13 protein-coding genes and 1 pseudogene are annotated in these 12,422 nt (G+C 71.2%); 6 read left to right on the forward strand and 8 right to left on the reverse strand.

Annotation, left to right across the window (positions count from 1 at the left end; translation table 11 throughout):
• Positions 1–431: 431 nt before the first annotated feature.
• The 3 genes and pseudogenes from ABZ656_RS23000 to ABZ656_RS23010 form a co-directional block, all read right to left on the reverse strand.
• Positions 432–800, reverse strand: a pseudogene (locus ABZ656_RS23000) (ANTAR domain-containing protein); the annotation flags it as partial.
• 78 nt (positions 801–878) lie between these two features.
• Positions 879–2,189, reverse strand: a complete 1,311-nt coding sequence (locus ABZ656_RS23005; RefSeq protein WP_360270159.1) for an ABC transporter permease — start codon at positions 2,187–2,189, stop codon at positions 879–881.
• A 3-nt stretch (positions 2,190–2,192) separates the two neighbouring features.
• Positions 2,193–2,984, reverse strand: a complete 792-nt coding sequence (locus ABZ656_RS23010) for an ABC transporter ATP-binding protein (protein ID WP_360270161.1) — start codon at positions 2,982–2,984, stop codon at positions 2,193–2,195.
• Positions 2,985–3,145: 161 nt separating this feature from the next.
• Here ABZ656_RS23010 and ABZ656_RS23015 point away from each other — a divergent pair, with 161 nt between their 5' ends.
• Genes ABZ656_RS23015 through ABZ656_RS23025 form a run of 3 tightly spaced genes read left to right on the forward strand, consistent with a single transcriptional unit; the run spans position 3,146 to position 5,426 of the window.
• Positions 3,146–3,826 (forward strand): ABC transporter permease, encoded by a 681-nt coding sequence (locus ABZ656_RS23015; protein WP_067360371.1) that lies wholly within the window; start codon positions 3,146–3,148, stop codon positions 3,824–3,826.
• Positions 3,823–4,494, forward strand: coding sequence for an ABC transporter permease (locus ABZ656_RS23020; RefSeq protein WP_101402478.1), 672 nt, complete (start codon positions 3,823–3,825; stop codon positions 4,492–4,494). The genes ABZ656_RS23015 and ABZ656_RS23020 overlap by 4 nt, the downstream gene beginning before the upstream one ends.
• Positions 4,491–5,426: an ABC transporter substrate-binding protein gene (locus ABZ656_RS23025; RefSeq protein ID WP_360270164.1), complete on the forward strand. Its 936-nt coding sequence runs from the start codon at positions 4,491–4,493 to the stop codon at positions 5,424–5,426. Before ABZ656_RS23020 ends, ABZ656_RS23025 begins: the two co-directional genes overlap by 4 nt.
• A 15-nt stretch (positions 5,427–5,441) precedes the next feature.
• On the opposite strand, the gene ABZ656_RS23030 is transcribed toward ABZ656_RS23025, so the two are convergent.
• Positions 5,442–6,281, reverse strand: a complete 840-nt coding sequence (locus ABZ656_RS23030; protein WP_101402480.1) for a DUF1206 domain-containing protein — start codon at positions 6,279–6,281, stop codon at positions 5,442–5,444.
• Positions 6,282–6,618: 337 nt separating this feature from the next.
• Here ABZ656_RS23030 and ABZ656_RS23035 point away from each other — a divergent pair, with 337 nt between their 5' ends.
• From ABZ656_RS23035 to ABZ656_RS23045, 3 genes are read left to right on the forward strand one after another with little or no spacing between them, the layout of a single operon-like run.
• Positions 6,619–7,227, forward strand: a complete 609-nt coding sequence (locus tag ABZ656_RS23035) for a hypothetical protein (RefSeq protein WP_129592173.1) — start codon at positions 6,619–6,621, stop codon at positions 7,225–7,227.
• Positions 7,224–7,622: a hypothetical protein gene (locus ABZ656_RS23040; protein ID WP_101402482.1), complete on the forward strand. Its 399-nt coding sequence runs from the start codon at positions 7,224–7,226 to the stop codon at positions 7,620–7,622. The genes ABZ656_RS23035 and ABZ656_RS23040 overlap by 4 nt, the downstream gene beginning before the upstream one ends.
• 29 nt (positions 7,623–7,651) lie before the next feature.
• On the forward strand, positions 7,652–8,236 hold the full coding sequence (locus tag ABZ656_RS23045) for an alpha/beta hydrolase (protein ID WP_101402483.1): 585 nt from the start codon (positions 7,652–7,654) through the stop codon (positions 8,234–8,236).
• Positions 8,237–8,336: 100 nt separating this feature from the next.
• Here ABZ656_RS23045 and ABZ656_RS23050 read toward each other — a convergent pair whose 3' ends face one another.
• The 4 genes from ABZ656_RS23050 to ABZ656_RS23065 are packed head-to-tail and all read right to left on the reverse strand — an operon-like array spanning position 8,337 to position 12,406.
• Positions 8,337–9,491 (reverse strand): betaine/proline/choline family ABC transporter ATP-binding protein, encoded by a 1,155-nt coding sequence (locus ABZ656_RS23050; protein WP_360270168.1) that lies wholly within the window; start codon positions 9,489–9,491, stop codon positions 8,337–8,339.
• 22 nt (positions 9,492–9,513) lie between these two features.
• On the reverse strand, positions 9,514–10,161 hold the full coding sequence (locus ABZ656_RS23055) for a lactate utilization protein C (protein WP_360270170.1): 648 nt from the start codon (positions 10,159–10,161) through the stop codon (positions 9,514–9,516).
• Positions 10,158–11,654, reverse strand: a complete 1,497-nt coding sequence (locus ABZ656_RS23060; RefSeq protein WP_360270172.1) for a LutB/LldF family L-lactate oxidation iron-sulfur protein — start codon at positions 11,652–11,654, stop codon at positions 10,158–10,160. Before ABZ656_RS23060 ends, ABZ656_RS23055 begins: the two co-directional genes overlap by 4 nt.
• Positions 11,651–12,406, reverse strand: a complete 756-nt coding sequence (locus ABZ656_RS23065) for a (Fe-S)-binding protein (RefSeq protein ID WP_101402486.1) — start codon at positions 12,404–12,406, stop codon at positions 11,651–11,653. Before ABZ656_RS23065 ends, ABZ656_RS23060 begins: the two co-directional genes overlap by 4 nt.
• Between the last annotated feature and the right edge of the window lie 16 nt (positions 12,407–12,422).

Genomic DNA, 12,422 nt, shown 5'->3' on the forward strand with positions numbered 1-12,422 from the left:
AGGGCCTGTGCCCGGCACGCCGAGAGCACGCACCTGACGCCGCAGGGCCCGCCCTCCGGGCGGACGACGGGAATTTGACGACAGGACCTAGGCGTATTGATCACGAGCGTTGTTGACACTGGCCGGCTTGATCATGGCGAAGACCTCCGGTGTGGTGGAGCTGTCCATGACTGCACCGCAAGGAGGTCTGCGTGTCTCACCGTAATGTCCGGCTGACCGTTCGCGGCAGGCGGCTTCCGCCGGACAGGCCTCAGGGCCTGTCCGGGCGGTTGTGGCCGGTGGGCAACACCCGACCGCCCGGGGGGTTGCCCCGTCCGGGCGGTCGGAGGCGAGCTCACTGCCGAACCCTCCCGGGAGCGGTTGGCCAGCGGGCCACCTCTCTCTGAACTACCTGGGTGGATCAGATCCAAACAAATTCCGCGGCTACGGGGCGGGGGACTGTCGGGGATTCGCGCGGGCCCGTACTTGTCGAGCGTGTCCTCCAGGGCCACGCGAATGTCGGGCGGCAGATCTCGGTGCCGCCCCCGGACGAGAATCATTTCCGCGACAGTGCGCAGCTTGATGTTCGTATGCTGTGAGACTTCCCGTAGGACGGTCCAGCCCTGGTCGGGCGACACCCGGCCGCGGGCGGCCATCATGCCGATGGCCTGGTCCACCGTGGCGTGCGAGGTGACGGCTTCCTTCAGCTGGTCGACCTCTTCCCGGAGCTCGACGATCCGGCCCGGGGTGTCGGAGGGGGAGGCCGGCTCCTGCGGGGCCTCGCACGGTTCGGCGCTTCCCGAACAGGCGTCTGACGTCATCGTCCCCTCCGGCGCCGGGATCCTGGCGGCGGAAACCGTCGTCCTTCGAGTGCACCGCCCCCACCGTCCGCCGCCCGCTCACGCGACCAGGGTCACCGCCGCCACGGCCGGCGTCCGCAGGATGCGGCGGGCCGTGAACAGCGCGGTCCCCAGGGTCACCGCCGCCGCGACCGCGACGACGGCGAGCCAGATGCCAGGTCCCTGGCCCGGCCACGGGGAGTCCGTGCGCACGGCGCTGAACGCGAGGACCCCGGAGAGCCCGGCCAGGGTGCCTAAGAAGACGCCCGTCACCGTCAGGATCAGTCCCTCGGTGCCGACCACCCCGAGCACCTGCCCCGGCGTGGCACCCGCCAGCCGCTGCTGCCCGAACTCCCGGCTGCGGTAAGTCGTCGCCGCGTACAGGGAGTTGATCAGCATGACGCAGCAGAAGACCACGATGACGCCGACGACCGTGAGGTTGAGCGTCTCGAGGTTCTTCGCATCGACCGACTTCGGAACACCGGAGGCCTTGATCGCGTCACTCTCGACCGCCTGCATGGTCAGCGTCGCGGACGCCATGCAGGTGAAGAGGATCAGCGGCATCAGGACACCTGACATCTCCGCGGCACGCCGACGCAGGTTCCGTACGGCCAGATACCCGCTCGGGCCCGCCAGGGGCAGCCGGTCGAGCAGGCCCTCCAGCAGCCGCGGCGCCAGCAGCGCGCACCCCACGGACAGCAGGATCGCCCCGTACGCGGGAGGCGCCATCAGCGCGGCGTCCTCGGCCGAGAACGCGAAGGTGGAACAGACCGCCGCACCGCCGACGAGCAGAGCCGTGTACGCGAGGAACGTCCGTGCCCGACTCCTGGGGCGACGGCGGAGCGTCATCCGCCGCACCGCGAGCAACGCCGCGCCCGCAGCGGCCGGCACCGTGATGCCGATGCCCGACCCGAGGGCGACGGGACCGAAGGAGTAGTCGACGGACCGGGCCACCTGGCCGCTGTCCTGGAAGACGCCCAGCAGGGCGCGTCCGCCGAGCATCGCCGGACCGATCGCGAGTACCGCGCCCACCACGGCGATCGCCACCGCCTCCCCCACGACCATCCGCCCGATCTGTGCGGGAGTTGCCCCGGAGCACCTGAGCAGCTCCATCTCGGCGCCGCGCTGACGAACGTTCACCGTCAGGGTCGAGGCGACCGCGAAGAACACCAGCAGCGTGCCGTAGCCGCCGACGACGCTAGCCGCGGTGGACAGCGAACCCGCGCTCACGGAGTCCACGCCCGGCTGCGCCGCCGTGTCGTGCAGGGAGTCGAAGGTCATGACGATCGCCGCGCCGAGGAAGGCGGACAGCAGGGTCGCCGTGGCGCGCCCGGGGCGCTGCCGGAGGGAACGCAGGGCCAGAGCGAACACGGCTCACACCCCCACCCTCGCGTCGTCGCCGAGGTGTGCCAGGCGCTCGGCCACGGCGTCCGCCGTCGGCGTGTGCAGATGGCCGGCCATCCGCCCGTCCGCGAGGAACACGACCGCGTCGGCGTACGAGGCGGCGAGGGGGTCGTGCGTCACCATGACGACGGTCCTGCCGTGCACCCGTACCGCCTCCTGAAGCAGCCGCAGCACATCCCGTGCGCTGCGGCTGTCGAGCGCGCCGGTCGGCTCGTCCGCGAAGATCACCCGAGGCTCGGCGACCAACGCCCGGGCGATCGCCGCCCGCTGCTGCTGCCCGCCGGAGAGCTGGTCCGGGAGGCTGCCGAGCCGGTCGCCCAGACCGACCGCCGTCAGGACCCCCCGCGCCCCGGCCCGGTCGACGCGCCGCCCGGCGAGCTTCAGCGGCAGGATCGTGTTCTGGGCGACGGTGAGCGTCGGAAGCAGGTTGTACTGCTGGAAGACGAAACCGATCCGGCCGCGCCGGAACTTCGTCAACTCGGCCTCACCGCCGCCCGTCAGCTCCACTCCGTCGACCCGCACGACGCCGCTGTCGGGCCGCTCCAGCCCGGCCGCGCACCGCAGCAGCGTGGACTTGCCGGACCCCGAGGGCCCCATGACCGCGGTGAAGCTGCCGCGCGCCAGGCCGAGGCTCACCCCGTCCAGCGCGGTCACGGCGCTCTGCCCGGCGCCGTAGGTCTTCGCGACCTTGACCAGCCGCAGCGCCTCCTGGGCCGGTTCCGATTCGTTCGTACGTCGCGAGGTGCGGCGAAACATCGTCATCACTCTCCGTCCGGCACGCCCTGTGCCTCGCTCACGACGCTACGGAGCGAACGCTCGACCCACAGGGGGCGCAGAACCCGTATCGCGGGGTGTACCCAGTGACACCCCGTACGGGTCACCAGAACGCGCCGACTCCCGCCCGCCCCCGGTGGAATGGACGCGTGACCGCGCCCCCGGACGACTGTCTCGCCCGCAACGAGTGGATCTGCGGTGAGTATCTGAGCACGCGCCGCCAGATCCTCCTGGACGCGGTCGTCCAGCACCTCCAGCTCACGGCGGTCTCCGTACTCGTCGGACTCGTCATCGCGGTGCCGCTGGCCGTCCTCGCCCGTCGCTGGGGCTGGGCGGCCGGACCCGTCCTCGCGGTGACCACGATCCTCTACACCATCCCGTCCCTGGCGATGTTCTCGCTGCTCCTGCCCGTGTACGGGCTGTCGGCCACGCTGGTCGTCTCCGGACTCGTCCTCTACTCGCTGACCCTCCTCGTCCGGAACATCCTCGCGGGCCTGCGCGCCGTCCCCGAGGAGACCCGGCAGGCCGCCCGCGGCATGGGATACGGGCCCATCCGCCTCCTGCTCACCGTGGAACTGCCGCTGGCGGTGCCCGCGTCGATGGCCGGACTGCGCATTGCCACCGTCTCGGCCGTCTCACTGGTGACGGTCGGCGCGATCGTCGGTTTCGGGGGACTCGGCAACCTCATCTACGCGGGCATGAACACCTACTTCAAGGCGCAGGTCCTCACCGCGTCCGTACTCTGCGTCGTCATCGCCGTCGCCGCGGACCTCCTCCTGCTCGCGGTGCAGCGGCTCATCACCCCCTGGACCCGGGCGGCCCGCGGGTGAGCACCCTGACCGGGGCCTGGGACTGGCTCGGCGACCCCGCGCACTGGTCCGGGGACGACGGCGTCTGGCACCGCCTCGCCCAGCACCTCGTCCTGACCGTCGTCTGCCTCGTCATCAGTTGCCTCATCGCGCTGCCCGTCGCCCTCGTCCTGGGCCACCTGGGCAAGGGCGGCGCGCTCGCCGTCAACATCTCCAACATCGGCCGCGCCGTCCCCACCTTCGCGGTGCTGGTCCTCCTGCTGCTCACCCCGCTCGGCAAGTGGGGCGAGGGTCCGACCGTCGTCGCGCTGGTCCTCTTCGCCGTACCACCGTTGCTCACCAACGCCTACGTCGGGATGCGCGAGGTCGACCGGAGCGTGGTGCGCTCGGCGCGAGGGATGGGGATGACCGGGCGACAGATGCTGCTTCACGTGGAGCTGCCCCTTTCGCTCCCGATGGTCATGAACGGCGTACGGATCGCCGCGGTCCAACTCGTCGCGACCGCCACGATCGCCGCGCTCGCGGGCGGCGGCGGACTCGGCCGGATCATCACCGCGGGCTTCAACCTGGCGAGCACCCCGCAGGTCGTCGCCGGCGCGATCCTCGTCGCCGTCTTCGCCCTGATCGTCGAGGGGATCTTCGAGATCGCCGAACGGCTGGCACCTCGCTGGGCGAGGGGCGCCCGATGAGGCGAGGCGGCGCCCTGCTGGGCCTGGTCCTGCTGACCGGCTGCGGCACCGGCCCGTCCCTGGAGAACCGCGGTGCGGTCACCGCGCCGCCCGGCGACAGCAAGCACCTGACCATCGGCTCGGCGGGGTTCACCGAGAGCGACCTGCTGGCCCAGATGTACGCGCTGCTGCTCGGCCAGGCCGGATACAAGACCTCCATGCTGACGGTCGCCAACCGCGAACTCTACGAACCCGCCCTGGAATCCGGTCAGATCGACGTCGTACCGGAGTACGCGGCCACCTTCGCGGACTGGCTGAACGCCAAGACCCACGGTGCGGGCGCGTCACCCGTCGGCTCACCCGACCTCGCCACCACGATGAAGGCGCTCCGGTCGCTCGCCACACCGCGGGGCCTCACCGTCCTCGACCCGGGCAGGGCCGTCGACCAGAACGCCTTCGCGGTGACGGCGGCGTACGCCGGACAGCATCACCTGAAGACGCTCAGCGACCTCGGCGTGTCCCGTCTTCCGGTACGGCTCGCGGCGGGCGACGAGTGCGTCCAACGGCCTTACTGCGAGCCCGGGTTGAAGAAGACGTACGGCATCGACATCACCGGCGTCGACCCGAAGGGGGTGGGCACCACCCAGGCGAAGCGGGCCGTGCAGAGTGGTCAGGACCAGATGGTCCTGACCACGACGACGGACGCGACGCTCGACGAGTTCGGTCTTGTCCTCCTCGCAGACGACAAACATCTGCAGAACGCCGACTACATCGTGCCCGTCGTCAACCGCTCGCGCGCCGGCGGCGAGGGCGTCACCAAGGCACTCGGCAAGCTCAACGACGTGCTCACCACCGCGGACCTCGCATCGATGAACCAGCAGGTGGACAGTTGGCGACGGCTGCCCGAGGACGTGGCGCGGACCTATCTGGAGGACAAGGGCCTGCTGAAGTGACGCCCTCGGATGCCGTCAGACCCGGCGCCAGCGCGCCATCGCGAAGGAGAACAGGCCGAACAGTACGAGTCCGGCGGCGACGCACACCAGCAGCCACGGTCCCGCCGGGGTGTGGGCGAACGAGCGGATCGTGTCGTCCAGCCCCTTAGCCCGGTCGGGTTCGTAGTCGATCGCCGCGCGCACGGCGAAGCAGCCCGCCGCGGCGAACACCAGCCCGCGCGCCGCGCCGCCGCCCACGCCGGTCACATCCACCAGCCGTCGCGTGCGCGCCGACATCTGACCGAGCTTCAGCTTCTTGTGGTACTTGCGCAACACGGCCCGCCCGCCGATCAGCAGACCCGCCACGACGATGCCGACTCCGGCGGCGCCGACGATCCACTGCCCCGCCGGCAGATCCAGCACCTTGGCCGTCACATCCCGCGACTGCCGGTCGCTCGAACCCTGTCCACCACTGCCCGAGCCCGCCGCGAACGAGAGCACCGAGTAGGCGACGAACGCGTAGAACACGAACCGCACGGCCGACAGCAGCCGCTTCTTCGCCGCCCGGCCGTCCGCTCCGGCGGAACCGAAGCACGCCTCGGACAGCCGCCACAGCGCCATGCCGACGAGGCCGACACCCAGCGCCCACAGCAGCACCGCGCCGAAGGGCTGCTGCGCGATCTCCGCGACGGCGCCGTTGCGGTCCGCCTGGCTCTTCCCGTCCCCGAAGGCGATCCGCAGCGCCAGCACACCGACCAGCAGGTAGATCACGCCCCGTGCGGTCAGCCCCGCCCGGGCGGCGTACTCCACCCCCGAGCCCCTCGCCGCGCGTCGAGCCTTGATGCGTCCGGTCCGTGCCGTCGCACTTGCGTTCATGTGGACCTCCCGCGGAACGGGTGCCCTCGCATCGGAGAGACATACGTGTGCGGGAGTGGCCAGATTGCGGTGTTCCGATGCTGGATGAGGCCTTCCTCCTTGCCTTTGGCTCGCTACCCTTCAAGTAGGGGCTTTGCCACGGGGGGTTCACATGGCCAGTGCGGGATTCCGGTACGAGGACGAGCGCCGTGACTCCAGCATTCGGTCCCAGCCCGCGAGGGAGACCGTGCCTGAGGCGGGGGAGTCGATCAGCAGCCGGCGGGCGCCTGAGGCTGAGGTATCGGCAAGGACGCCGCATCGTGAGCCGCCGACGGCTGAGTCGGCACAGACGTCGGCTGTGTCTCCTGAAGTGGGCTCCAGGTTCATCGAGCCCTCAGGCACTGCCGAGGGTTTGTATGAGGCGCTGCGCACCACCGGGCCCCCGCTCATCGACTACCGCGACTACGAGTCCTTGCTGCGCCTGGCCCGTGAGCCGAGTCCCGAGCAGATCAGCCCCCTGCATCCCGACGAGCCGACGACTCCGTTGGTCTATGTCTTCGGCCCGATCACCGGCAGCCAGGTGGCGATCAACTCCCAAGGGAATGTGACCCAGAATCGGACCGACGTACGGCCCGAGCAGTTCTACCGGGCGCAGTTCCGGCCGGCGCGTCGTGCCGACCCGGTACAGGTGGTGGAAACTCTGCGGGTCGAAGTCGATCGGCTGAGGCTGGACCTCTACGCGCAGTACGTGATTCGGCAGGCCGCAGCGGTGATCAAGGTGGAGCTGGCCCGCCCCCCGGTCAACGAGGCACGTGTCCGCGGGGCCGTCGAGGACATCCTCGCCTGCCTGGCCCGGCAACCCGGCGGCTCCCCACTCACAGCCCGTCTGTCGGCCCTGGCCGCTCGCCTGGATGCCGTCCTCCCCAACGCGGCGAAGGGGAACTCCGGTTCAGGAGGCGTACGTTGACGAGTTCGGGCGGTGCCCAGTTCCACGGGCCCATTCACGGCAGCCAGATCGCGATCGGCGGTCACCTCGTCACCCGGCATCAGTACGTGACGGCCGACGAGGGGACGAGCGCCCGGCTCGCCGAGGCCGTGCGGTCGGTGCTCGCGGCGCCGGAGACGCCCGGCCTGGCCGCCGAGGACGAGACGGCCGTGCGCCAGGACGCGCAGGCCGCTCTGGCGGAGGCCGCCCGGTCGCAGCCGGACATGGGACGCCTGCGCGGTCTGCTGGGTCGGATCAGGGCCGTACTCGCATCGGTGGCGGCCGGCGCGGCCACGGGGGCTGCCACAGGCGCCGGCACCGGAGCGGCCGAGCCGGCACACGCCGTGCTCGTCGACCTGCAGAACGCCCTGCCCTGAACCCGGCCCCTCCTGGCCGATAATGAAGGGTGACTTCGAACTCGCGTTCCTTCCTCATCCTGCACGGCTGGCAGAACCACCGCCCCGTGGACCACTGGGAGCACTGGCTGGCGAACGAGCTGACCGCCCGCGGCCACGCCGTCACCTACCCGCAGCTCCCGGACCCCGACCACCCGGACCTGGCGGTGTGGCTCGACCGGCTCCACGCACACCTCGACTCCCTCGGGCACGAGCACGAACGGGTGGTCGTCTGCCACAGCCTCGCCGTCCCGCTGTGGCTGCACGCGGCGGCCCGCGGCCGGGCCCGCGCCGACCGGGTCCTTCTCGTCGCACCGCCGTCCGACGAGGTCATGGCCGGCTACGAGGACATCACCGGGTTCGCCGGTTCCGGCGCCACCGCCGCGCACCTGCGCACCGCCGCCCCCGTGACCCGGCTCGTGGCCGCCGACGACGACCCGTACTGTCCGGGCGGCGCGGCCAAGGAGTACGGCGTACCTCTCGACCTCGACACCGACGTCATCCCCGGCGGCGCCCACCTGGACCTCGACGCGGGCTACGGCCCCTGGCCGTCTGCCCTCGACTGGTGCCTGACCCCCGAGGTACGCCTCACGTGACGGGCGCGCGTCCCAAAGGGGCGCGGGGTACTGCGCGCCCGGCCCCATCGGACCCGCAGCGTCGAACAACCCGCATCCGCCGCCCAACCCAGCGGAGCGCTCACGCATCGGAGATCGAGTCGAACGACACCTGCCCCCGCCGCACCCCCCGCGCATCCGCGTCCACCGACCGCCGCAGCGCCTCGTGCAGTTTCGCCGGGGTGAGTACGCCGAGGAAGCGGGCCCCGTCCAGTACCGCGACCCAGCCCGCGTCGTGCTGGAGCATCACACCGAAGGCCTGCTTCAGCGGGGCGCCCACCGGGACCCATGAGTTCATTCGATGCGCTCGGTCGCCGACGGACCCACCCGCCGCCAACTCGTCGACGCCCGCCCACCCGTGCAGATCACCCTCCGCGTCCAGGACGACCGCCCATCGCGCGCCCTGCGCGTGCAAGCGGTCGACCGCCGTCCCGGCGGGCTCGTCCAGGCGGGCGACGGGCGGCTGTTCCAGGTCGTCGGGCTCGATCTCGGTGACCGACAGCCGCTTCAGCCCGCGGTCGGCGCCGACGAACTCGGCGACGTAGGCGGTGGCCGGGGTGCCGAGGACGGCCCCCGGCGTGTCGAACTGCTCGATGCGGCCCTGCCCGTACACCGCGATGCGGTCGCCGAGCCGTACGGCCTCCTCGATGTCGTGCGTGACCAGCAGTACCGTCTTGCGCACGGCCTCCTGCATGCGCAGGAACTCGTCCTGCAACTGTTCCCGGACCACCGGGTCGACGGCCCCGAAGGGCTCGTCCATCAGCAGCACGGGCGGATCGGCGGCGAGCGCCCGGGCCACTCCGACCCGCTGGCGCTGGCCGCCCGACAACTGTTCCGGATAGCGCGAGCCGTACGTCTTCGGGTCCAGGCCCACCAGATCGAGCAGCTCCGCGGCGCGCGTGCGCGCCCTCGCCTTCTTCCAGCCGATGAGCGTCGGCACGGTCGCCGTGTTGTCGAGGATCGTCCGGTGCGGGAACAGGCCCACCTGCTGGATGACGTACCCGATACGCCTCCGCAGCCGCACCGGGTCGACCGTCGCGATGTCCTCGCCGTTCACGAAGATCTGGCCCGAGGTCGGTTCGATCAGCCGGTTCACCATCATCATGGTCGTCGTCTTGCCGCAGCCCGACGGGCCGACGAGCGTGACGAGTTCGCCCTCCGCGACCTCGAACGAGAGGCCGTCCACGGCCGTCGTGCCGTCCGGATAGCGCTTGGTGACCTGTTCGAACCGGATCATCCCCTCACGCTAACCGCGCAGGTCACTCCCCGCTCACCAGCACCACTTCCAGGGTGCGCGGACCGTGCACCCCCTCGACCCGGTCGAGCTCGATGTCGCTGGTCGCCGACGGGCCGGAGATCCAGGTCAGCGGGCGGGTCGGGTCGAGCCGCTCCAGGGCCTGGGGGACGGAGGAGACGACCTGGTCGGGGACACGGACGACACAGATGTGGTGATCGGGGACCAGCGTGATGCGACGGCGCCCCTGATCCGGGCCGCCGTCCAGGACGAGGGTGCCGGTCTCGGCGATCGCGAGCGCGCACGCGCTCACGACGCTGTCGACGCGGTCCACCTCGCCCGAGGTGTCCTCGGCCCGGTCCGGGACGCGCGTCACCTCCGACGCCGCCAGCCACTGCGCGTCCAGGCCCGCCGGTAGGACCACCGACGTCGAACCGTGTCCGGCGAGCAGCCCGGCGATGGTCGCGGCCAGCTCGTCGGACGCGCAGCGGTGCACCAGCGCACGGTAGTCGGCGAGGTTCTCCGCCAGCAGATCCACCGTCTCCGCGACGCTCCGCTCCCCGTGCTCGCGCAGATACCCGCGCTCAATGGCCTGCTCGTACGGCGTGTCGTCGCGCGGCACGTCGGCGAGTGCGCGCCGCACCCGCCCCAGGATCAGGTCCCTACTGCTCACTTGTCCGTGTCCTTTCCGCCGTGCGTACGCTGCCACCAGTCGCGGAACGGCTCCGCGGGCACTGTCGGGAGATCCCGGGTGCCGCTCCACGCCTTGCCCGGACCGGGCAGCGTGCGTGGGTGGAAGCGGCGCGTCCGGGAGGCGAGCCGCTGGCCGGTGCGCAGCGCGCCGGGGTGGCTGAATGCCCAGCGTGCCGCCCGCATCGCCGCCCGCTCGGCGGCGTGCCCCTTGGCGGGCTTGAGGACGACCTTGTTGCCCTCCCGCGTCACCTGACCGCCCTCGGCGATCCGTTCGCGCAGGTGGACGAGGACCTCCGGGATGTCGATGGCGACCGGACAGACCTCGTAGCAGGCGCCGCAGAGCGAGGAGGCGTACGGGAGCGAGGCGTCGATCTCGCTTGCGGTGCCCCGGAGTTGGGGGCTGAGGATCGCGCCGATCGGGCCGGGGTAGACCGAGCCGTAGGCGTGGCCGCCCGCGCGCTCGTACACCGGGCAGACGTTGAGACACGCCGAGCAGCGGATGCAGCGCAGCGCCTGGCGGCCGACCTCGTCGGCGAGCGTGTCGGTGCGGCCGTTGTCGATGAGGACCAGGTGGAAGGTCTGGGGGCCGTCCCCTTCCCCGGCTCCGCCGTCCCTCGTGCCCGTCCACATCGAGGTGTAGGGGTTCATGCGCTCGGCGGTCGAGGAGCGGGGGAGGGTCTGGAGGAAGACCTCCAGGTCCTGCCAGGTCGGCACGATCTTCTCGATGCCGACGACGGAGATCAGCGTCTCGGGGAGGGTCAGGCACATCCGGCCGTTGCCCTCGGACTCCACGACCATCAGGGTGCCGGTCTCGGCGACCATGAAATTGGCGCCGGAGATGCCGACCTTGGCGCGCAGGAACTTCTCGCGCAGGTGCAGCCGGGCGGCCTCGGCCAGTTCGGCGGGCGTGTCGGTGAGGCCTTCCGGGGCCGGGCGGCCCCACTCGCTCATCTCGCGCGCGAAGATGTCGCGGATCTCGCCGCGGTTGCGGTGGATGGCCGGGACGAGGATGTGGGAGGGCCGGTCCTTGCCCAACTGCACGATGAGCTCGGCGAGATCGGTCTCGTAGGCGTGGATGCCCTCGGCCTCCAGGGCTTCGTTGAGGCCGATCTCCTGCGTGGCCATCGACTTGACCTTGACGACCTCGCTCTCCCCGGTCATCTTCACCAGTTCGGTGACGATCCGGTTGGCCTCGTCGGCGTCGGCGGCCCAGTGCACGATGCCTCCGGCCGCGGTGACCGACTCCTCCAACTGCACGAGGTAGCGGTCGAGATGGCGGAGTGTGTGGTCCTTGATCTGCTTGCCGGCCTCGCGCAGGGCGGCCCAGTCGTCCAGTTCGGCGACGGCGACCGCGCGCTTGGCGCGGATCGTGTGGGTGGCGTGGCGCAGATTGCCGCGCAGGGTCGGGTTGTTGACCGCCTCGTGCGCCGCCTTGGGAAACGCGGGCATACCGACGAACGTGCCACCGCTCATGCGCTCGGCTCCTCTTCCGTACTGGCCAGGATCTCCGCGATGTGCACGGGCCGCATCCGCGTCTCCAGCCGGGCCATCGTGCCGCCGATGTGCATCAGACAGGAGTTGTCGGCGGCGCACAGCACCTCCGCGCCCGTCGACTCGGCGTTGCGCACCTTGTCGGCGCCCATCGCGGCCGAGACATCGGGGTTCTTGACGGCGAACGTGCCGCCGAAGCCGCAGCACTCGTCCGCGCCGGGCAACTCGCGCAGTTCGAGCCCCTTGACGGCCTGGAGGAGCCGGCGTGGCCGGTCGCCGAGCCCGAGACTGCGCAGCCCGTGACAGGTGGGGTGGTAGGTGACGGTGTGCGGGTAGTACGCGCCGACGTCCGTCACGCCGAGCACGTCCACCAGGAACTCGGTGAGCTCGTACGTCTTCGGCACCACCGGAGCGAGGGTGGCCGCGAGGGTGTCCCCGCGGCCCTCCGCCCGCGCCCGCTCACCCATCCGCGGATACAGCTCCCGCACCATCGCGCCGCACGACCCGGAGGGCGTCACGATCGCCTCGTACTCACCGAAGACATCGGAGAAATGCCGGGCCAGTGGCTCGGCCTCATGCCGGTATCCGGTGTTGTAGTGGGCCTGCCCGCAGCAGGTCTGCGCCATCGGGAAGTCGACCTCGACGCCCAGCCTGGTCAGCAGTTTCACCACGGCGCGGCCGGTGTCCGGATAGAGCGTGTCGTTGACACAGGTCAGGAACAGGGCGACACGCATCGCAGCTCCTTGGGAT

It is taken from the genome of Streptomyces sp. NPDC007095 (assembly GCF_040634475.1).
In the GTDB taxonomy this organism is placed as follows: domain Bacteria; phylum Actinomycetota; class Actinomycetes; order Streptomycetales; family Streptomycetaceae; genus Streptomyces.